The organism is Leifsonia sp. PS1209 (assembly GCF_012317045.1).
Taxonomy (GTDB): domain Bacteria; phylum Actinomycetota; class Actinomycetes; order Actinomycetales; family Microbacteriaceae; genus Leifsonia.
Map to the genome: position 1 here is coordinate 1914492 of NZ_CP051154.1, position 20000 is coordinate 1934491.

Here is a 20000-nt window from a genome sequence, read left to right on the forward strand (position 1 = left end):
ACATGGCCGACATGGGCATGCAACCCAGTGTTTTTGACCGACTGCTGAAGGACCGCATCATCTGGCTCGGGTCCGAGGTCCGGGATGAGAACGCGAACGAGATCGCCGCGAAGCTGCTTCTCCTCGCCGCGGAGGACGCTCAGCGAGACATCTACCTCTACATCAACTCGCCCGGTGGGTCGATCACGGCCGGCATGGCCATCTACGACACCATGCAGTTCGTGCCGAACGACATCGTCACGGTGGGCATCGGCATGGCGGCGTCGATGGGGCAGCTGCTCCTCACCGCCGGCACCAAGGGCAAGCGGTACATCACCCCCAACGCCCGCGTCCTGCTGCACCAGCCGCACGGCGGCTTTGGCGGCACCGCGAGCGACATCCAGACTCAGGCGCAGCTCATCCTCGACATGAAGAAGCGCCTCGCGGAGATCACGGCGGCCCAGACGGGCAAGAGCGTCGAGCAGATCAACGCAGACGGTGACCGCGACCGCTGGTTCACCGCGCAGGAGGCCCTCGAGTACGGCTTCGTCGACCACATCCGCGAGACGGCGACCGAGGTCGTCGGCGGCGGCGGAACCGCGGACGAGAAGTAAGACCTCGGAAGGAATAGGAATCGACATGAACATCCCCAACTTCGGAGGTCAGGCGTTCAACGGAGTCCAGGCTCCGGGATCGCGCTACATCCTCCCGAGCTTCGAAGAGCGCACGGCCTATGGCTACAAGCGCCAGGACCCGTACGCCAAGCTGTTCGAGGACCGCATCATCTTCCTCGGCGTGCAGGTGGACGACGCGTCCGCCGACGACATCATGGCCCAGCTCCTCGTGCTTGAGAGTCAGGACCCGGACCGCGACATCGTGATGTACATCAACTCGCCCGGTGGCTCGTTCACCGCGATGACCGCGATCTACGACACGATGCAGTACATCCGCCCGCAGATCCAGACCGTGGTGCTCGGCCAGGCGGCCTCCGCGGCCGCCGTGCTGACCGCGGCCGGCAGCCCCGGCAAGCGTCTCGCGCTGCCGAACGCCCGCATCCTGATCCACCAGCCCGCCGTCGGCGAGGCCGGACAGGGGCAGGCGTCCGACATCGAGATCCAGGCCAACGAGATCATGCGCATGCGCACCTGGCTGGAGGAGACGCTCGCGCGCCACTCCAACCGCACGCAGGAGCAGGTCAACAAGGACATCGACCGCGACAAGATCCTGTCGGCCGCCGAGGCGCTCGACTACGGCCTGATCGACCAGGTGCTCACCAGCCGCAAGACGCTGCCGGCGCTGGTCAAGTAAGACAGCATCTCGGAGCCTTCCGCGATGAACGAACGGGGCGATCGTCTGGACGACGGTCGCCCCGTTCGGCGTGTCAGGGCCTATCAGGATGCTCCGTACGATCCGGATGCGTGGCCCGCGAACATCCCGGCCGTCGCGCAGGTGCTCCGTAACGGGCTGGAGCTCGCGCCGGGCGTGACCTTCCTGGTCGGCGAGAACGGCAGCGGCAAGTCCACCATCGTGGAGGGTGTCGCGACCGCGTACGGACTGCCGCCCGAGGGCGGCAGCAACCAGGGCTCGCACAGCACCCGACCCAGCGAGTCGCCTCTCGGCGAGTGGCTGCTGGTCGAGCGCAGCCCGTCCGCGCCGCGCTGGGGATTCTTCCTGCGGGCGGAGACGATGCACGGCTACTACTCCTATCTGGAGTCGCTGCCCGGCAGTCCGGATGCGCACCTGCACACGCTGAGCCACGGCGAGTCGTTCAACGACCTGCTCGAGAACAAGCTGAATCACCCGCAGTACGTCGCCGGCCTGGTCTGCCTCGACGAGCCGGAGGCCGCGCTGTCGTTCGAGTCGTCGCTGCGCTGGCTGTCCAACCTCAACGAGATGGTGGCGCGCGGCACGCAGGTGCTGTGCGCGACGCACTCGCCGATCCTGGCAGCGCTGCCCGGCGCGCGCATCCTGGAGGTGGGCGAGTGGGGCATCCGGTCGACGACCTGGGAGGAGCTGGAGATCGTGCGGCACTGGCGCTCGTTCCTCGACGCGCCCGGCCGGTACTTCCGCCATCTGCTGTAGGCAGAACGGGATGCGCGTGGCGCGCGTGACCAAATGCGGCCAGGTGCGCGCCAATGTCGCTCGCACAGGTTAGGCTCGACGGGAAAGACCCTGAGAAGGAGGGGAGAGGGATGGCACGCATCGGGGAAAGCGCCGATCTGCTCAAGTGTTCCTTCTGTGGCAAGAGCCAGAAGCAGGTCCAGCAACTGATCGCCGGACCGGGCGTGTACATCTGCGACGAGTGCGTCGAGCTGTGCAACGAGATCATCGAAGAGCGACTCGCCGAAGCAGGCGAAGAGACGGCAGGCGAATTCGACCTGCCGAAGCCCAAGGAGATCTTCGGATTCCTCGAGGAGTACGTGATCGGCCAGGAGGCCGCGAAGCGTGCGCTGGCGGTGGCTGTCTACAACCACTACAAGCGGGTTCGCGCCAAGGCGTCGATCACCTCGGCCGACGTCATGGACGACGTCGAGATCGCGAAGAGCAACATCCTGCTGATCGGCCCGACGGGCTGCGGCAAGACCTATCTGGCCCAGACGCTGGCGAAGCGGCTCAACGTGCCGTTCGCCGTCGCCGACGCGACAGCCCTCACCGAAGCGGGCTACGTGGGCGAGGACGTCGAGAACATCCTGCTGAAGCTCATCCAGGCCGCTGACTACGACGTGAAGCGCGCCGAGACGGGCATCATCTACATCGACGAGGTCGACAAGATCGCGCGCAAGGCAGAGAACCCGTCGATCACGCGCGACGTGTCCGGCGAGGGCGTGCAGCAGGCGTTGCTCAAGATCCTCGAGGGCACGGTCGCCTCCGTTCCTCCGCAGGGCGGGCGCAAGCATCCGCACCAGGAGTTCATCCAGATCGACACCACGAACGTGCTGTTCATCGTGGCCGGCGCGTTCGCCGGGCTCGAAGACATCATCTCCCAGCGTGCAGGCAAGAAGGGCATCGGCTTCGGCGCCCCGCTGCACTCGAAGGGCGACGACGTCAACCTGTTCAGCGAGGTGCTGCCGGAAGACCTGCACAAGTTCGGGCTCATCCCGGAGTTCATCGGCCGTCTTCCCGTGGTCACCACGGTGACGCCGCTCGACCAGGATGCGCTGATGCAGATCCTCACGGTGCCGAAGAACGCCCTGGTGCGTCAGTACCAGCGCATGTTCGAGCTCGACGGCGTGCAGCTCGAGTTCGAGCAGCCGGCCCTGGAAGCCATCGCCGACCTGGCGGTGCTCCGCAAGACCGGCGCCCGCGGACTCCGCGCGATCATGGAAGAGGTCCTCGGGCCGATCATGTTCGAGGTGCCGTCGAGCGCAGAGGTCGCCCGCGTCGTCGTCACCCGCGAAGCGGTGCTTGAGAACGCAGCGCCCACGATCGTGCCTCACCGTCCGCGCCGCGAGGAGAAGTCCGCGTAACGCGCATTCACCTGATTGGCGGGGCTCCGCAGTAGCGGAGTTCCCGGCGACACGCCGCATCACCCGTCCGCAACGTCGGAGTCTTGGGATGCGGCGGCGTCCTATCTCCGTTGCAGCGGAGTTCGGGATGCGGCGTCGCGCGACTCCGTTACTGCGGAGAAGTGGGGTGGGGCGCGGCCGAGACTCCGCTGTTGCGGAGATCTGGACGGCGTGTCGCCGCGAGGTTCCTGTGGAACGGTGGCGAATCCAGCGCGGCTCGGGCCGCGTGCAGCCCGGCGGGCGCGACCGACCCGGCCTCCCCGCGCGACGCCCCGCTGGAGCGGAGCGCGCGCGGGGGAGACCGGCGGTTCAGTCGGCGAGGCCGCGGCGTTCGAGCAGGGGCTCGATCACCGCGTCGCGGCCGCGGAAGTCGCGGTAGGCCTCCAGCGGGTCTTTCGAGCCGCCGACGCCGAGCAGGCGCTGGCGGAAGCGGTCGCCGTTGTCGCGGGTGAGGCCGCCGTTCTCGGTGAACCAGGCGACCGTGTCCGCATCCAGCACCTCGCTCCAGATGTAGGAGTAGTACCCGGCGTCGTATCCGCCCGAGAAGGTGTGCGCGAAGTACGTGCTCGCGTAGCGGGGCGGCACGGCGGGGTTGTCGAGGCCGGCGTCCGCGAGGGCCTGCGCCTCGAAGGCGGCGACGTCGGCGACCGTGTCGTCGGCGGTGATCGCGTGCCAGGCCTGGTCGAGCAGCGTCGCAGCGAGGTATTCGCTGGTCTGGAAGCCCTCGTTGAACGCCTCGGACTCGTGCAGCTTGTCGACGAGCTCCTGCGGCATCCGCTCGCCCGTCTCGTTGTGCACGGCGTAGTTCTCCAGGATCTCCGGCCAGAGCATCCACATCTCGTTGACCTGGCTGGGGAACTCGACGAAGTCGCGGTAGACGTTCGTGCCCGCGAACTTCGGATACGTGACCCGCGCGAACAGCCCGTGCAGGGCGTGCCCGAACTCGTGGAAGAGTGTGTTGGTCTCGTCGTAGCTGAGCAGCGTGGGCTCCCCGGCGGCGGGCTTCGGCACGTTGAGGTTGTTGACTACGACGGTCGGGTAGTCGAGCAGCGCCGACTGGGAGATGAGCGGGTTCATCCACGCTCCGCCCCGCTTCGAGTCGCGCGTGTACAGGTCGAGGATGTAGAGGCCGAGCTCGGAGCCGTCCTCGTTGCGCACCTCGAAGACGCGCGCCTCCGGGTGGTAGGCGACGAGGTCGGGACGCTCCTCGAACGTGATGCCGTAGAGCCTGGTGGCGGCGTAGAAGACGCCGTCGCGCAGCACGCGCTCCGCTTCGAAATACGGGCGCATCGCGGCGACATCGATGTCGTACTTCGCCTGCCGCACCTTCTCGGTGAGGTACGCCCAGTCCCAGGCGGCCAGTTCGGTGCCGACGGGAAGCTGCTGCTGCAGGTCGGCCTGCTCGGCGCGGGCGTTGCGGGCGGCAGGAGGCGCGAGCCGTCCGAGCATGGCCGCGACCGCCTCCGGGGTCTTGGCCGTCTGCCCGGCCGTGACATAGCCGGCGTGGGTCTCGAAGCCGAGCAGCCGGGCGCGCTCGGCGCGCAGACGGGTGATGTCGAGCACGAGCTGACGGTTGTCGTTGTCTCCGCCCCGGATGCCGCGGGAACGGGATGCCGTCATGATCCGCTCCCGCACCCCACGGGTGGTGAGGCTCGCGAGGAACGGGTGGCCGGTGGGCAACACCAGGGTGACCACGTACTTCCCGTCGAGGCCGCGCTCCTTCGCCGCCTCCGCCGCAGCGGAGATCGCGCCGTCGCCGAGGCCGTCGAGGTCGGCGACGTCGTCGAAGACCACCGCGAGGTCGTTGGTGTCGGCCAGGAGGTTCTTCTCGAATCGGGTGGTCAGAGTGGACAGCTGCTGGTTGTACTCGCGCAGCCGTTCCTTGTCCGCGTCGCTGAGGCCGGCGCCGGCGAGGGTGAACTCCTCGTAGTACCGCTCGACCAGGTAGCGGGATTCGGGGTCGAGCCCCAGCGCATCCCGTTCGTCGTAGATGGCCTTGATTCGGCCGTACAGCGCCGGGTCGAGCCGGATGGCGTCCTGGTGGGCGGCCAGCAGGGGAGCGATCTCCTCTTCGAGCGCGTTGGTGAAGTCGCTGGAGTCCGACGAGCTCTTGTTGAAGAAGACCTCGGCGACCCGCTGCAGGGTCTGGCCGGACTTCTCCAGCGGGACGAACGTGTTCTCGAAGGTGGGCTCGTCCGTGGAGGCGGTGATCGCCGCCACCTCCGCCAGCTGCTCCTCGAAACCCCTGTCGAAGGCGGGCCGGTAGTGCTCGTCCCGGATGTCCGCGAACGGCGGCAACTGGTACGGGAGCGTGCTGGGGGAGAAGAACGGGTTCGTGTCTGCCATTGATCCAGCCTAGGGCCGCACACCGCCGCCGCGCAGGATCCCATGCAAACGAATGATTGCAAAGAACCAATTGCAAAGAACCTGTTGCAAAGAAGTCTTTGCATTGCTACTCTCTCACCATGGCCACCGAAGAAAAGCCCGAGCAGCCGCAGAACGCCGGCACGAAGCCCCCGGCGATCTCGTACCCGATGCACGACGCACTGGGGATGGAGGCGCTCCGGGCGCTCGCGCATCCGCTGCGGGTGGAGATCATGAACGAGCTCTCCGACTTCGGGCCGGCGACGGCCAGCGGCCTCGCCGAGCGGCTGGGGGAGTCGAGCGGGTCGACCAGCTACCACCTGCGGCAGCTCGCCAAGCACGGCATCATCGTGGAGGACGCCGAGAAGGGGTCCGGCCGCGAGCGCTGGTGGAAGATGGCACCCGGCGGCGTCACCATCGGTTCGCCCGAGACCCTCGCCACCCCGGCAGGCCGGGAAGCCAACGAGCTCATCTCCCGCGAGTGGCAGCAGAACAACGAGCGCCGCCTCACGGCCTTCCTGCGCCGCGGCCTCGACGTCTACGGCACCGAGTGGATGCAGGCCAGCACCCTCTCCACGTCGCACCTCCAGCTCACCATCGACCAGCTGGCCGAGTTCGGCCGCGAGTACTACGCGATGCAGACCAGGCTCCGCGACAAGTGGCGCGCCGAGGGCAACGGCCCTGACAGCCACGACGGCGGCGGAGACGGCGCTGGCGCGGAAGGCAGCCTCCGCGTGCAGGTGCAGTTCAACGCGTTCCCGCTGGTGGAGGCGAGCGACCGATGAGCGCAGACACCCAGCAGCGGGTGACCAGGGCGCCGATGAGCGCCGGGTTCAACAGGCTCTGGACGTCGGCCATCGCCAGCAACCTCGCCGACGGGATCGGGCGCACGGCCGTGCCGCTGATTGCGACGACGCTCACCAGGGATCCCGCCCTCATCGCGGGCCTGAGCGCCGTGACGTTCCTGCCCTGGCTGCTGTTCGGCATCCCGGCCGGCATGCTGCTCGACAGGGTCGACCGCCGCATCGCGATGGCGGTCGCGAACACGCTCCGCTTCGCCGTCGCCGCCCTGCTGGCCGTGCTCGTCTCGACGGACTCGCTGACGATCTGGCTGCTCTACGGCTGCGTGCTGCTGTTCGGGATGGGCGAGACCGTCTTCGACAACGCCACCACCACCGTCGTCCCGAGCCTCGTCACCCGCGATCAGCTCGACAGGGCGAACGGCCGGATGCAGTCGGCCGAGATCGTGGTGCAGAACTTCATCGCTACCCCGATCGCCGGCTTCCTCTTCGCCGCCGCCATCGCGCTGCCGGTCTGGCTGACGGGTGGAGGGTTCCTGATCGCCGGGCTGCTGGCGCTCACGATTCCCGCCGCCGCTGCCGGCGCGTACCGGAAGGGGGCGGCCGCACAAGCCGCACAGGCCGCACAGAGTGCAGACGGCGTGGCCGCCGACACCCGGCCCCCGTTCCGCGCCGTCGTCTCGTTCCTGGTCCACCACCGGTTCCTGCGGACGATGATCATCCTGACCTCGCTGACCGCCTCCGCCCTCGCGTTCGCGCAAGGGAGTGTCGTGCTGCTCCTGCTGCAGACCTTCTCCGTCCCCGCCGCCCTCATCGGCGTCGTGACGGCGGGCGTCGGCGTCGGAGCCCTGATCGGCGCGCTCATCGCGAGCAGGCTCGTCGAGCGCTTCGGCCGCGGTCCGGTGATGTTCTGCTCGATGCTCGTGTGCGGGATCGGCATGTTCTGCGTCGGGGTCACCGCCAACGTCGTCGTCGCGATCGTGGCATACGCCGTCGGCGCGTTCGGCGTCGCGGTCTGGAACGTGCCGTGGGGCGCGCTCCGTCAGGCCATCGTCCCCAACGACATGCTGGGGCGCGCGATGGGGATCGTGCGCACCATCGGCTGGGGGCTCACCCCGATCGCCACGGTGCTGGGCGGTTTCATCGCCCGCATCGACCTGCGCCTGCCGTTCGTCATCGGCGGCGCCGTCGTCCTCGCACTGACGCTCATCGCGGTGCGACTCCTGCTCTCCGCCGGTTCACACGAACCGGCGCACGAAACCACCACGGAAGGAACCGGATCATGACCGTCATCGACGTCACTGTTCCCAGCATCCACCAGGCCACCTGGACCCAGCGCACCGCGATCCGCTTCGGCAGCGCCCTCACCGAGTGGGGCGTGCGCCGCGCGACGTTCCGCACCGCTCCGGCCTTCGCCGACCAGCTCGCGGCCGTCGAGCGGACCCGTGACGAGGCGGCACGTCAGCTGCCTCAGCTGCCGCGCTGATGGATGCGCGACTCAGCGGATCCATCAGTCCTGATCGAACTCGTCCGGCTCGCCTTGGACCGGCTGCGTGATCGTCGCCGAGTCCTCCTGCGGGTTGAACCGGATGACCGTGCCGTCGTCGAGTTCTACGACCGGCTTGCCCTCCAGCCAGGTGAGCGTCCACTTCCAGCCGTCCGTGGCGACGTCGGTCGCCACGAGTTCTTCCTCGACCGTCGTGACCGCGTACGCGACCACCTCGGGGAGGCTGCTCGGCGCTTCGCCACCGACGGACCAGCGCGTTCCCAGCTGCATCAGGCGCTCGCCCGCGCAGCGGGAAGGTCGATCTCGTACGTGACCCACGAGGTGCGGGTGGCGACGGAGTCGTAGACCTGCTGGGCCTCGGAGTTGTCGCGCGCGGTGATCCACTGCACGACGCCGAGGCCGCGCTCCTCCGCCAGGGAGCGGACGGCGTCGATGAGCGTGCGGCCGATGCCCTTGTGGCGGTCCTCCTCCGCGACGAACAGGTCGTCGAGGAACAGGCCCCTGTCGCCTTCGAGCGGGCGGGCGAACTCGCGGACGTGGGCGAGGCCGACGATGCGACCGTCCTCGACGGCCACCAGTCCGTCCTCTTCGTGGTCGGGAGCGGTCAGCCAGGACCAGAGCAGCAGGGCCTTCTGGTCGGTGAGCTGGGTCTCGTAGAACGCCGCGTACTTCTCGTACAGGTCGAGCCAGGCGAAGAAATCGCCGTCTGCGACCGGTCGGACTTCAATCGACATGGGTGCCTCCGTTCGCCTTCCCCGCACGGCTGGATCGTGGTGCGTGTGTTTCGACCTTATCGCGCGCATCCCGGCCGGTCGATGCCGTCGGGGGTGGTGGATGCGCGCGAGGGGTTCACGGGACGAGGTCGTACGTGACCCACTTGGTCTTCTCGGCCACGCGGTCGTAGACGCGCCTGGCCGTCTCGTTGTCCTTCGCGGTGATCCAGCGAACGACGGACAGGCCGTGCTCGCGGGCGCGGTCGCGCAGCGCTTCGAGGAGGGCCGTGCCCGCCCCGTCTCCGCGGGCGTCCTTCGCGACGAACAGGTCGTCGAGGTAGAGACCGCGGCTGCCGTCGAGCGGTCGGACGAACTCGCGCACGTGCGCGAGACCGATCGGTGTGCCATCGTCGTTGACCGCGAAGTACGCCTCGAGCTCGTTGTCCGGATCGGTGATCCAGCTCCACACGAGCAGCGCCTTCTCGTCCGTCAGCGGCTGCTCGTAGAACTCGCCGTAGCCTGCGTAGAGGTCGAGCCAGGTGAAGAACTCGTTGTCTTCCACACTCCGGACCGTCACGGTCATCGTTCCTCCTCGCTCGGGGCCTGGGCCAGCAGGATATCGGTCACGGAAAGGTCAGTGGCTGCAGCGAAACGCAGTTCGGCGATCTTGCCCACCGAACGGAGGTCGCCCGCCGCACTCTCGATGGCCGCGATCTCGGCCTCTGGGCCGGCGATGACAGCCGAGTCGACGGGCGTGCGCTGGGACGCCTTCGCGGTGGTCTTCGCGCCGCGGATGGCGGTCAGCGCGCGGCCGACGATGCCGAGCACTGCTGCGTCGTCAGGCCACGCGCCCGCGACCTCCGACGCCTCCGGCCACGCCGCGGTGTGCACGGAGCCGTCGTTGAACCAGCTCCACGCCTCCTCGGTGGCGAAGGGCACGACGGGGGCGAACAGGCGCAGGAACGCCGACAGTGCGATGCGGAGGGCCACGACGGCCGAGGTCTGCTCGGCGCTCTGCTCTCCGTATGCGCGCTCCTTGACGAGCTCGAGGTAGTCGTCGCAGAACGTCCAGAAGTACGTCTCCGCGATCTCCAGGGCGCGCGCGTGGTCGTAGCCGTCGAGCGCCGTGGTGGCGTCGGAGACGACCGCGGCCAGGTTGTGCAGCATGCTCCTGTCGAGGGGGCTGGTGACCAGTGCGAGGTCGTCGGCGCCCGTCGCCGCGAAGCCCAGGATGAACTTCGCCGCGTTCAGGATCTTGATGGCGAGGCGCCGGCCGATCTTGATCTGCGTCGGGTTCTGCGGGTCGAAGGCCGCGTCGGTGCCGAGGCGTGACGATGCCGCCCAGTAGCGCACGGCGTCCGAGCCGTGCTTCTCCAGGATGTCGGCGGGCGTGACGACGTTGCCCTTGGACTTGGACATCTTCTTGCGGTCGGGGTCCACGATGAAGCCGGAGAGCGCGGTGTGCGCCCACGGGGCAACGTGGTTCTCCAGCTCGGAGCGGAGCATGGTGGAGAACAGCCAGGTGCGGATGATGTCCTGGCCCTGCGGGCGCAGGTCGAACGGGTAGACGGCGTCGAACAGCGCGTCGTCCCTCTTCCATCCGCCGGCGAGCTGGGGGGTGAGCGAGGAGGTCATCCAGGTGTCCATCACGTCGTGCTCGCCGATGAAGCCGTTGGGCTGGTTGCGCTGCGACTCCTCGAAGCCGGGGGCAGCATCCGACGACGGGTCGACGGGCAGCTGGTCGTGCGACGGCAGGATCGGCTCGTCGAACACCGGGTTGCCGTCGCCGTCGAGCGCGTACCAGACAGGGATCGGCACGCCGAAGAAGCGCTGGCGCGAGATGAGCCAGTCTCCGGTGAGGCCGCCGACCCAGTTCTCGTAGCGCACGCGCATGAACTCGGGGTGCCAGTCGATGCTCTGGCCGAGCTCGATCAGCCGCGCGCGGAGTGCTTCGTCGCGGGCGCCGTTCTTCACGTACCACTGGCGCGTCGAGACGATCTCGAGCGGCTTGTCGCCCTTCTCGAAGAACTTGACCGGGTGCTGGATGGGCTTGGGGTCGCCCTCCAGGTCGCCGGAGGCGCGGAGCAGCTCGACGACGGCCTGCTTGGCCGAGAACACGGTCTTGCCCGCCAGCTCGGCGAACGCGGCCTTGCCGGCCTCGGACGCGATGGCGTCCGGCGCCTCGCTGACGATGCGGCCGTCGAAGCCGATGATCGCGCGGTTCGGCAGGTCGAGCTCGCGCCACCAGGTGACGTCGGTGATGTCGCCGAAGGTACAGATCATGGCGATGCCTGAGCCCTTGTCCGGCTGCGCGAGGTGGTGAGCGAGCACCGGGACCTCGACACCGAACACCGGCGTGGTGACGGTGGTGCCGAACAGCGGCTTGTACCGCTCGTCGTCGGGATGCGCGACCAGGGCCACACAGGCCGGCAGCAGTTCGGGACGCGTGGTCTCGATCCAGATCGGCCCGTCTGCGCCGTGGAACGACACCCGGTGGTATGCGCTCGGCTGCTCGCGGTCTTCGAGCTCCGCCTGGGCGACGGCCGTGCGGAAGGTGATGTCCCAGAGCGTCGGGGCCATCGCCTGGTACGCCTCGCCGCGCTCGATGTTGCGCAGGAACGCCAGCTGGGAGGTGAACAGCGCCTCCTGGCCGATGGTGCGGTACGTCTGGGTCCAGTCGACGGAGAGGCCGAGCGAACGCCACAGCGCCTCGAACTGCTTCTCGTCCTCGACGGTCAGGCGCTCGCACAGCTCGATGAAGTTGCGGCGCGAGATCGGCTTCTGGTCAGCGGCCTTGCTCGACTTGTTGTCCCCGCCCTCGAACGGCGGCACGAAGTCGGCGTCGTACGGCAGGGTGGGGTCGCAGCGGACGCCGTAGTAGTTCTGCACGCGCCGCTCGGTGGGCAGGCCGTTGTCGTCCCAGCCCATCGGGTAGAAGACGTGCTGGCCGCGCATCCGGTGGTAGCGGGCGATCACGTCGGTGTGCGTGTAGCTGAAGACGTGACCGATGTGCAGCGAACCGCTCGCCGTCGGCGGGGGCGTGTCGATGGAGTAGATGCACTCGCGGTCGGCGGCGAGGGCCGCATCCCGGGGGAACAGGTAGGTTCCTGCGCTCTGCCAGTGGGAGCCCCACTTGGCCTCCAGGCCTTCGAGGGCGGGCTTGTCAGGCACCGGGTTGGCGGCGTTCATCGTTCTCCGATTCGCTATATGCGGCACCGTGTCGATGGTGAGGTGCCTGAGTGTGCAGTCCCTCCAGGGTACCTGAGCGTCACTCGGGAGAGACGACCTCGTCGATGATCGGCCTGCGGCGGGCGGCGAACAGGGCGGCGACGAGGGTGATCACGCTCATGATGCCGAGCACGATCCCCGGGTGCCACCAGGCGTTTCCCGTCGCGTTGCCGAGCAGCAGCGTCAGCGCGGGCACGAACGCCGTGAGAAGGGCGGCGATGCTGTACGCGACGGAGAGCCCGCTGTATCGCACGTCGCTCGGGAACAGGTCGGACATCAGCCCGCCGAGCCCTGCCCACGACAGCGTCGGGAGGATGCCGCCGACGATCATGCTGCCGACCAGGATGGGGAAGGTCGCGTACTGCAGCAGGAAGTACATCGGGAACGCGATCACGAGGGTGCCGATCGCACCGATGGCGACGACGCGCGCCGAGCCGATCCTGGTCGCCCAGACGCCGAACAGCGGGATGGTCACCAGCTGCAGCAGTCCGCCGATGGTGGTGGCGATGAGCAGGTCGGAGAAGCTGAACTTCAGCACGGCCGTGCCGTAGTCGACCATGTACGTGTTCATCAGCGAGTACGAGCCGATGCCGAGGATCGCGGCGCCGATGGCGATCACGAACCCGGTCGGCGCCTTGCGGAACACCTGCAGCACAGGGAACCTGTCGCGCTTGCCGGTCTCCAGCAGCTGCTTGAACACCGGGGTCTCGTCGATCGACCAGCGCAGGTAGAGCGAGACGAGCAGCAGCGGGATGGCCGTGAGGAACGGGATGCGCCAGCCCCACGCAGCGATGTCTTCCGGGCTGAGCAGCGTCGACATCAGGATGAACACCACGGCGCTCAGGATCGACCCGACGGGGGAGCCGAGCTGGGGGAGGGCGGCGTAGAAGCCGCGCCGCTTCGGGTTGGCGTACTCGGTCGCGAGCAGGATCGAGCCTCCCCACTCCCCGCCGAGCGACAGGCCCTGCACGAGGCGGAGCAGCACCAGGGCGATGGCGCCGAACCAGCCGGCGACCGCGTATGTCGGCAGCACGCCGACGAGGCCGGTGCCGATGCCCATCATCAGGATGGTGATGAGCAGCGTGGGGCGGCGGCCGATCCTGTCGCCGAGGTGGCCGAAGACGATGGCGCCGATGGGCCGGATGACGAAACCGGCCGCGATGGTGAGGAACCCGGCGAGCACTCCGCCGAAGACGCCGAGCGGCTGGAAGAACAGCGGGCCGACGAAGAACGCGCTGAAGTAGGCGAACAGATAGAAGTCGTACGACTCGAGCGATGTGCCGACGAACGAGGCGATGGTCACCCTGCGGGCGGTGCCGGGGGTGATGCCTGGACGGTCGGTGTCGCTGCGGACGATGGTGTCTGGTGCTGTCGCGTTGGGGGAGGTCACGGGGTTCCTTGTCTGGCGGGCTGCAGTGGTCCGTTAATATGTGGACCGGGTCCAATAATAGGCGCGAGGAGGTAACGCGTGGCACAGGCAGACCATTCCCGCTCCGGGCGCCCCCGCGCATCCAGTCGCCGGATGCTCGCCGAGGCCGCCGGTGAGCTGTTCCTGGAGAAGACGTACGACGGCACCACCGTCGACGACATCGCGCGCCGAGCAGGGGTGAGCAGGGCCACCTTCTTCAACTACTTCGGCTCCAAGAGCGACCTGCTCTGGCTGGAGGTGGACGAGAGCCTGCGCGGGTTCGACAGGGTGCTGGCCGCCGCCGACCCGAGCGCTCCTCCGATGACCGCCGTGCTGGATGCGGTGACCGCTCTCGCGAACGAGTTCGGCCCTGCCCGCCTCCCGCTCGCCGTGACGCAGTACGAGCTGATGGGCACGGACGGCGAGCTGGAGGCGTCGGCCCTCCCGCGCTTCCTCGCGCTGGTGCGCCAGCTGAGCGCCTTCGTCGCCGCGCGGCTGGGCGACAGGCAGGAAGCGCTCCTCCCGCGCGCCATCGCCACCTCCGTGATCGGGGCGGCGGGTGCTGCTGCGGCGGTCTGGGCGCGCAGCGGCGTGCGTCGCGGTCCGCTCGCGCCGGTGATCGTGGCCGCGGTCGGGCCGGTCTGCGCCGGGTACGCGTCCGCGCTGGGCGAAGTGCCCGAAATCCGCTCGTAAACGAGCTAGAATCGTGCGTACAGACATCGACCCGGCGATCACCGGCGAGTCTTCGGAAGAACAGCGCACCGCGAGGCGCGCCCAGTAGAACCGAACGGGTCTGGCCCGTCACAGCCAACGAAGAGCGGTCGCGTCCACACCGTGAGTGGATGCGGCAAGCGGGGTGGTACCGCGGCGGACGTTTCGAGCGTCCGGCGTCCTCGTGCAGACGAACGACCTGCCAGGAGTGAGATGCCGTACCCCAAGTCACCGGACGAATCGTCGGCGCGCGACGCCGAGCAGGCGGGCGTCAGCCCGAGCCCGAGCTTCCCGGAGATCGAGACAGAGGTCCTCGCGTTCTGGAAAGAGGACGGCACCTTCCGCGCATCCATCGACAACCGGCAGGATGCGCCGGAGTGGGTCTTCTACGACGGCCCTCCCTTCGCCAACGGCCTGCCGCACTACGGCCACCTGCTCACCGGCTACGCCAAGGACGTCTTCCCGCGCTTCCAGACGATGCGCGGCAAGAAGGTCGAGCGCCGGTTCGGCTGGGACACCCACGGCCTGCCCGCCGAGCTGGAGGCCGAGCGGCAGCTGGGGCTCACCGACAAGAGCCAGATCGAGGAGATGGGCATCGCGGCCTTCAACCAGGCCGCCAAGGACTCGGTGCTGCACTACACCCGCGAATGGCAGGAGTACGTCACCCGCCAGGCGCGCTGGGTGGACTTCGACAACGACTACAAGACCCTCGACGTCACCTTCATGGAGTCGGTGATCTGGGCGTTCAAGCAGCTGCACGAGAAGGGCCTCGCCTACGAGGGTTACCGCGTGCTGCCGTACTGCTGGCGCGACCAGACCCCGCTGTCCAACCACGAGCTGCGGATGGACGACGACGTCTACAAGATGCGTCAGGACCAGACCGTCACGGTCACCTTCCCGCTCACCGGGGCGAAGGCGGAGGCGCTCGGCCTCACCGGCGTGCGTGCCCTGGCCTGGACGACCACCCCGTGGACCCTGCCGACCAACCTCGCGCTGGTCGTCGGCCCCGACATCGAGTACGCGGTCGTGCCCGCCGGTCCGAACGGTGCTGCCGACGCGCACGGCACCCCCGACGACGAGGTGCTGAGCGGCGAATACCTGCTCGCCACCGAGCTGGTCGGCAACTACGCGAAAGACCTCGGCTACGAGTCGGCGGCGGATGCGCTGGCCGCGATCACCCGTCGCGTCCGGGGCGCAGAGCTCGAGGGCGTCACATACGACCGGCTGTGGGACTACTACGCCGACGTCGAGGAGTACGGCACCCAGAACGCGTGGCGCATCCTGGTCGACGACTACGTCACCACCGAGGACGGCACCGGCATCGTGCACCAGGCGCCGGCATACGGCGAGGACGACCAGCGCGTCTGCGAGGCGGCCGGCATCCCCGTGATCATCTCGGTGGACGACGGAGCGCGTTTCCTGCCCGTGATCGAAGACGTGGCAGGCCTGCAGGTGTTCGAGGCGAACAAGCCGCTCACCACGCTGCTGCGCGAGAACGGCAGGCTGCTCCGCCAGGCGAGCTACGAGCACTCCTACCCGCACTGCTGGCGCTGCCGCAACCCGCTGATCTACAAGGCGGTGTCGAGCTGGTTCGTCCGCGTCACCGACTTCCGCGAACGGATGGGCGAGCTCAACCAGCAGATCAACTGGGTGCCGGAGAACGTGAAGGACGGCCAGTTCGGCAAGTGGGTGGGCAACGCCCGCGACTGGTCGATCTCGCGCAACCGCTACTTCGGTTCGCCGATCCCGGTCTGGAAGAGCGACGACCCCGCATACCCGCGCATCGACGTGTACGGCTCGCTGGCCGAGCTGGAGGCCGACTTCGGCGCCATCCCGACGAACGCGGCGGGGGAGCCCGACCTGCACCGGCCGTTCATCGACGACCTCACCCGCCCGAACCCGGACGACCCGACCGGCCGCTCGACCATGCGCCGCATCCCGGACGTGCTCGACGTCTGGTTCGACTCCGGTTCGATGCCGTTCGCCCAGGTGCACTACCCGTTCGAGAACCGCGAGTGGTTCGACGGGCACAACCCGGCCGACTTCATCGTGGAGTACATCGGGCAGACCCGCGGCTGGTTCTACATGCTGCACACGCTGTCGACCGCCCTGTTCGACCGCCCGGCGTTCAAGAACGTGATCAGCCACGGCATCGTGCTCGGCAGCGACGGGCAGAAGATGTCGAAGTCGCTGCGCAACTACCCGGACGTCAACGAGGTGTTCGACCGCGACGGCTCCGACGCGATGCGCTGGTTCCTGATGGCGAGCCCTGTGCTTCGCGGCGGCAACCTGATCGTGACGGAGGAGGGCATCCGGGAGGGTGTCCGCCAGGTGCTGCTCCCGCTGTGGAGTACCTGGTACTTCTTCTCCCTGTACGCGAACGCCACCGGATACGAGGCGAAGCGCCGCACCGACTCCACGGACGTGCTCGACCGCTACCTGCTGGCCAAGACGCGCGACCTCGTCGAGGACGTCACGGCCGACCTCGAAGCGCTCGACAGCACCCTCGCGGCCGCTAAGCTGCGCGACTTCGCCGACATTCTCACCAACTGGTACGTGCGGCGTTCGCGCGACCGTTTCTGGCAGGGCGTGGATGCGGAGGGCAACGGCACCGAGGCGTTCGACACCCTCTACACGGTGCTCGAAACGGTCGCCCGCGTGGCCGCCCCGCTGCTGCCGCTCGTCACCGAGCGGATCTGGCGCGGCCTCACCGGCGAGCGGAGCGTGCACCTGACCGACTGGCCGGACGCCGCAGAGTTCCCCGCGGACGACGCGCTGGTGGATGCGATGGACCGCATCAGGAGCATCAGCTCCACCACGCTGTCGCTGCGCAAGCAGGCCGGGCTCCGCGTCCGGCTGCCGCTCGCCTCGCTGACCGTCGTCGCCGAGAACGCGGATGCGCTGCGCCCGTTCGAGGGCATCCTGCGCGACGAGCTCAACGTCAAGGCGGTCGAGCTGGTCGAGCTGCACGACGACAGCGCAGCCAGCTACGGGATCACGAGCAAGCTGACCGTGAACGCGCGCGCCGCCGGTCCGCGGCTCGGCAAGCAGGTGCAGCAGGTCATCCAAGCCGCCCGCGCCGGCGACTGGTCGGAGACCGACGGCGTCGTGACGGCGGGTGGCGTCGAACTGGCCGACGGCGAATACGAGCTGGTGCTCGAGACGGCGCAGGCGGACGGCGAGTCCACGTCGGCGCTGGCGCTGCTGCCGGGCGGCGGCTTCGTGCTGCTCGACACGGTGACCACGCCGGAGCTGCAGGCCGAGGGCCTGGCGCGCGACGTCATCCGCGCCGTGCAGGACACCCGCAAGGCGGCAGGACTCGACGTGAGCGACCGCATCCGGTTGAACCTGGCGTTCGCGCACGGCGACGACGTGGCTGCGCTCGGCCTGGCCGGAGACGTCGACATCGCCACGGAGACGCTGGCGCTCGTCGTCGAGTTCGCTGCGGCGGAGGCGGCGTTCGAGAAGACCTTCTCCGCCGGCCAGTTCGCCAACGCGGGGGAGTTCACGGTCGGCGTGACCAGGATCGAGGAGGCAGAGTGAGCGACGAGTCCGAGGAGTTCCGCGACCAAGCGGACGCTGTCTACCAGGCGCTGCTCGCGCGCATCGGAGAGGGTGCGCCGGAGCGCAGGCTGGATGCCACCCGGCGCGCCGTCGAGCTGCTGGGCGACCCCCAGCGCGCGTATCCGATCGTCCACATCACGGGGACGAACGGCAAGACGTCGACGAGCCGCATCACCGAGAGCATCCTGCGTGCGTACGGCCTGCGGACGGGCCTGCTGACCAGTCCGCACCTGGTGCGCTTCAACGAGCGCATCGTGATCGACGGCCAGCCGATCTCCGACGAAGCGCTGGTGCGCAACTGGGAGGACGTGCAGCCGTACATCGAGATCGTCGACGGCGAGCTCGCGGAGAAAGGCCAGGCGCCGCTCACGTTCTTCGAGGCGCTGACCGTGCTCGCGTACGCCGCATTCGCCGACGCGCCGGTCGACGTGGCCGTGATCGAAGTCGGCATGGGCGGCGAGTGGGACTCCACCAACGTCGGCGACGGCCAGGTGGCGGTGTTCACCCCGATCTCGCTCGACCACACCAAGGCGCTCGGCGACACCGTCGCGGAGATCGCGCGCACCAAGTCCGGCATCATCAAGCCCGCCGCCGACGTGGTGAGCTCCGCCCAGACACCGGATGCGCTGGCCGAGCTGACCACCGCGGCCGGGCTCACCGAGTCCACCATCGCCGTGCAGCCCGGAGCGTTCGACGTGGCATCCACCTCGGTGGCCGTCGGCGGGCAGCTGGTGAGCATCCGGGGCCTTGCCGCCACGTACGACGAGCTGTTCCTCCCGCTGTACGGCGACCACCAGGCGCAGAACGCCGCCGTCGCTGTCGCCGCCGTCGAGACGTTCCTCGGCCGGGGCACGCAGCCGCTCAAGGCCGACCTCCTGGAGGAGGGCTTCGCCACGGCGACCTCGCCGGGACGCCTGCAGTTGATCGGCGTCGACCCGACCGTGCTGGTGGACGCCGCCCACAACCCGGCGGGCGCTCAGACCCTCGCGGATGCGATGCGCCGCTACTTCGACTTCGACGAGCTGACCTTCGTATTCGGCTCGCTCGCCGACAAGGATGCGCGCGGCATCGTGCGCGCGCTCGCCCCGGTCGCCACCCAGTTCTACGTGACGGAGCCGCGCTCCGATCGCGCGCTTCCGGCCGACGAGCTGGGCGAGATCGTGCTCGACGAGGTCGGCGACGAGGCGACCATCGTCTACGGCGACCTCGAGGAGGCGCTGGATGCTGCCCGAGAGTGGGCGGCGGAGGAGCCGAAGCGCGCCGTGGTCGTCACAGGCTCGATCGTGCTCGTCGGCGACGCGATGGCCATCGCGGAGGCCGGCGAGTGGAAGCCGACCAGCTCGTGAGCGACGCGGAGAAGCCCGCGAAGGCCGCACGGCCGCGCCGGGAGCGCACGGTCAGGGAACTGCTCGGCTCGATCGTGCTCGGCTTCGAGCTGATCGTCGTCTTCCTCGGCGCCCTGGTGCTGTTCGGCCTCGGCTCGCTGCCCGCCGGCGTCGCGCTCGGCGGGGGAGCGGCGCTCGTCGTCCTGATGATCGTCGCCATCGGCACGCTGCGCTCCCCGGTGGGCATCGTGCTCGGCTGGTTCGTCCAGCTCGTCGTCGTGGCGGCGGGCTTCCTCGTCCCCGCCTTCTTCATCGTCGGCGCCATCTTCACGGCCATGTGGGCGTACTGCATGATCGCGGGCGCCCGCATCGACCGCAACAAGAAGGCCGCGCACGCGGCCGCAAACGGAACGGAGAATCCATGACCACCCCCGTCGAAGAGACCCTGGTGCTCGTCAAGCCGGACGGCGTCGCTCGCAACCTCACGGGCGAGATCCTGCGCCGCATCGAGGCGAAGGGCTACTCGCTCGTCGACATCCGGATGCTGCAGGCCGACCGCGACCTGCTCGCCGCGCACTACGCGGAGCACGAGGGCAAGCCGTTCTACGAGCCGCTGGTCGAGTTCATGGAGTCCGGCCCCATCGTCGCGATCCGCCTCGCGGGCAACCGCGTGATCGAGGGCTTCCGCTCGCTCGCCGGCACCACGGACCCGACCACGGCCGCGCCGGGCACCATCCGCGGCGACTTCGCCCGCGACTGGGGCCTCAAGGTGCAGCAGAACCTCGTGCACGGCTCCGACTCGCCCGAGTCCGCCGCGCGCGAGCTCGCCCTCTGGTTCGCCTAGAACCCATCGAGTCCGAACTTGTTCACGCGACACGCCGAGTGTCACCGTGAA

General features: G+C 68.7%; 18 protein-coding genes. 12 read left to right on the plus strand and 6 right to left on the minus strand.

Annotated elements, in window-relative coordinates:
- The first annotated feature begins 2 nt into the window (after positions 1–2).
- From HF024_RS09080 to clpX, 4 genes are all read left to right on the plus strand, one after another.
- Positions 3–593: an ATP-dependent Clp protease proteolytic subunit gene (locus tag HF024_RS09080; protein ID WP_055893424.1), complete on the plus strand. Its 591-nt coding sequence runs from the start codon at positions 3–5 to the stop codon at positions 591–593.
- 25 nt (positions 594–618) lie between these two features.
- Entirely contained in the window at positions 619–1287 is a 669-nt protein-coding gene (locus HF024_RS09085) for an ATP-dependent Clp protease proteolytic subunit (RefSeq protein WP_168689343.1), read from the plus strand.
- Between the two features lie 24 nt (positions 1288–1311).
- Entirely contained in the window at positions 1312–2061 is a 750-nt protein-coding gene (locus tag HF024_RS09090; RefSeq protein ID WP_168689344.1) for an AAA family ATPase, read from the plus strand.
- Between the two features lie 110 nt (positions 2062–2171).
- Positions 2172–3446, plus strand: a complete 1275-nt coding sequence (gene clpX / locus HF024_RS09095) for an ATP-dependent Clp protease ATP-binding subunit ClpX (protein WP_085368477.1) — start codon at positions 2172–2174, stop codon at positions 3444–3446.
- Positions 3447–3794: 348 nt separating this feature from the next.
- On the opposite strand, the gene HF024_RS09100 is transcribed toward clpX, so the two are convergent.
- Positions 3795–5831 (minus strand): M3 family metallopeptidase, encoded by a 2037-nt coding sequence (locus HF024_RS09100; RefSeq protein ID WP_168689345.1) that lies wholly within the window; start codon positions 5829–5831, stop codon positions 3795–3797.
- 119 nt (positions 5832–5950) lie between these two features.
- On the opposite strand from HF024_RS09100, the gene HF024_RS09105 reads away from it, so the two are divergent.
- From HF024_RS09105 to HF024_RS09115, 3 genes are read left to right on the plus strand one after another with little or no spacing between them, the layout of a single operon-like run.
- On the plus strand, positions 5951–6634 hold the full coding sequence (locus HF024_RS09105; RefSeq protein ID WP_247597382.1) for a winged helix-turn-helix domain-containing protein: 684 nt from the start codon (positions 5951–5953) through the stop codon (positions 6632–6634).
- Positions 6631–7935: an MFS transporter gene (locus HF024_RS09110; RefSeq protein WP_168689346.1), complete on the plus strand. Its 1305-nt coding sequence runs from the start codon at positions 6631–6633 to the stop codon at positions 7933–7935. Before HF024_RS09105 ends, HF024_RS09110 begins: the two co-directional genes overlap by 4 nt.
- A complete protein-coding gene (locus HF024_RS09115) occupies positions 7932–8135 on the plus strand; it encodes a hypothetical protein (RefSeq protein ID WP_168689347.1) in 204 nt (67 codons plus the stop codon). Before HF024_RS09110 ends, HF024_RS09115 begins: the two co-directional genes overlap by 4 nt.
- Before the next feature lie 24 nt (positions 8136–8159).
- Here the strand turns inward: HF024_RS09115 and HF024_RS09120 are convergent, their stop codons facing one another.
- The 5 genes from HF024_RS09120 to HF024_RS09140 all read right to left on the minus strand — a co-directional run bounded on the left by HF024_RS09120 (position 8160) and on the right by HF024_RS09140 (position 13487).
- Positions 8160–8426: a hypothetical protein gene (locus HF024_RS09120; protein WP_168689348.1), complete on the minus strand. Its 267-nt coding sequence runs from the start codon at positions 8424–8426 to the stop codon at positions 8160–8162.
- Positions 8426–8890 carry a GNAT family N-acetyltransferase gene (locus HF024_RS09125; protein WP_168689349.1) on the minus strand — a complete coding sequence of 155 codons (465 nt, stop codon included), beginning with the start codon at positions 8888–8890 and terminating at the stop codon, positions 8426–8428. The genes HF024_RS09120 and HF024_RS09125 overlap by 1 nt, the downstream gene beginning before the upstream one ends.
- A gap of 115 nt (positions 8891–9005) precedes the next feature.
- Positions 9006–9452, minus strand: coding sequence for a GNAT family N-acetyltransferase (locus HF024_RS09130; protein ID WP_085368470.1), 447 nt, complete (start codon positions 9450–9452; stop codon positions 9006–9008).
- Positions 9449–12058, minus strand: a complete 2610-nt coding sequence (valS, locus tag HF024_RS09135) for a valine--tRNA ligase (RefSeq protein WP_168689350.1) — start codon at positions 12056–12058, stop codon at positions 9449–9451. The genes HF024_RS09130 and valS overlap by 4 nt, the downstream gene beginning before the upstream one ends.
- Positions 12059–12137: 79 nt before the next feature.
- On the minus strand, positions 12138–13487 hold the full coding sequence (locus tag HF024_RS09140) for an MFS transporter (RefSeq protein WP_247597383.1): 1350 nt from the start codon (positions 13485–13487) through the stop codon (positions 12138–12140).
- A 78-nt stretch (positions 13488–13565) separates the two neighbouring features.
- Here HF024_RS09140 and HF024_RS09145 point away from each other — a divergent pair, with 78 nt between their 5' ends.
- From HF024_RS09145 to ndk, 5 genes are all read left to right on the plus strand, one after another.
- Entirely contained in the window at positions 13566–14198 is a 633-nt protein-coding gene (locus HF024_RS09145; RefSeq protein WP_247597384.1) for a TetR/AcrR family transcriptional regulator, read from the plus strand.
- A gap of 231 nt (positions 14199–14429) precedes the next feature.
- Positions 14430–17759: an isoleucine--tRNA ligase gene (gene ileS, locus HF024_RS09150; protein ID WP_168689351.1), complete on the plus strand. Its 3330-nt coding sequence runs from the start codon at positions 14430–14432 to the stop codon at positions 17757–17759.
- Complete coding sequence (locus tag HF024_RS09155) at positions 17756–19126, plus strand: folylpolyglutamate synthase/dihydrofolate synthase family protein (protein ID WP_168689352.1); 1371 nt, start codon at positions 17756–17758, stop codon at positions 19124–19126. Before ileS ends, HF024_RS09155 begins: the two co-directional genes overlap by 4 nt.
- Positions 19105–19530 carry a DUF4233 domain-containing protein gene (locus HF024_RS09160; RefSeq protein ID WP_085368461.1) on the plus strand — a complete coding sequence of 142 codons (426 nt, stop codon included), beginning with the start codon at positions 19105–19107 and terminating at the stop codon, positions 19528–19530. Before HF024_RS09155 ends, HF024_RS09160 begins: the two co-directional genes overlap by 22 nt.
- The gene (gene ndk, locus HF024_RS09165; protein ID WP_055893466.1) at positions 19527–19949 is read left to right on the plus strand and encodes a nucleoside-diphosphate kinase; all 423 of its coding nucleotides are present in this window, start codon (positions 19527–19529) and stop codon (positions 19947–19949) included. Before HF024_RS09160 ends, ndk begins: the two co-directional genes overlap by 4 nt.
- Positions 19950–20000: the final 51 nt, after the last annotated feature.

What these genes read in the sequence shown, in the direction of transcription:
- HF024_RS09080 (WP_055893424.1), top strand. Translation starts at nt 3, where the DNA reads ATGGCCGACATGGGCATGCAACCCAGTGTTTTTGACCGACTGCTGAAG.
- HF024_RS09085 (WP_168689343.1), top strand. Translation starts at nt 619, where the DNA reads ATGAACATCCCCAACTTCGGAGGTCAGGCGTTCAACGGAGTCCAGGCT.
- HF024_RS09090 (WP_168689344.1), top strand. Translation starts at nt 1,312, where the DNA reads ATGAACGAACGGGGCGATCGTCTGGACGACGGTCGCCCCGTTCGGCGT.
- clpX (WP_085368477.1), top strand. Translation starts at nt 2,172, where the DNA reads ATGGCACGCATCGGGGAAAGCGCCGATCTGCTCAAGTGTTCCTTCTGT.
- HF024_RS09100 (WP_168689345.1), bottom strand. Translation starts at nt 5,831, where the DNA reads ATGGCAGACACGAACCCGTTCTTCTCCCCCAGCACGCTCCCGTACCAG.
- HF024_RS09105 (WP_247597382.1), top strand. Translation starts at nt 5,951, where the DNA reads ATGGCCACCGAAGAAAAGCCCGAGCAGCCGCAGAACGCCGGCACGAAG.
- HF024_RS09110 (WP_168689346.1), top strand. Translation starts at nt 6,631, where the DNA reads ATGAGCGCAGACACCCAGCAGCGGGTGACCAGGGCGCCGATGAGCGCC.
- HF024_RS09115 (WP_168689347.1), top strand. Translation starts at nt 7,932, where the DNA reads ATGACCGTCATCGACGTCACTGTTCCCAGCATCCACCAGGCCACCTGG.
- HF024_RS09120 (WP_168689348.1), bottom strand. Translation starts at nt 8,426, where the DNA reads ATGCAGCTGGGAACGCGCTGGTCCGTCGGTGGCGAAGCGCCGAGCAGC.
- HF024_RS09125 (WP_168689349.1), bottom strand. Translation starts at nt 8,890, where the DNA reads ATGTCGATTGAAGTCCGACCGGTCGCAGACGGCGATTTCTTCGCCTGG.
- HF024_RS09130 (WP_085368470.1), bottom strand. Translation starts at nt 9,452, where the DNA reads ATGACCGTGACGGTCCGGAGTGTGGAAGACAACGAGTTCTTCACCTGG.
- valS (WP_168689350.1), bottom strand. Translation starts at nt 12,058, where the DNA reads ATGAACGCCGCCAACCCGGTGCCTGACAAGCCCGCCCTCGAAGGCCTG.
- ileS (WP_168689351.1), top strand. Translation starts at nt 14,430, where the DNA reads ATGCCGTACCCCAAGTCACCGGACGAATCGTCGGCGCGCGACGCCGAG.
- ndk (WP_055893466.1), top strand. Translation starts at nt 19,527, where the DNA reads ATGACCACCCCCGTCGAAGAGACCCTGGTGCTCGTCAAGCCGGACGGC.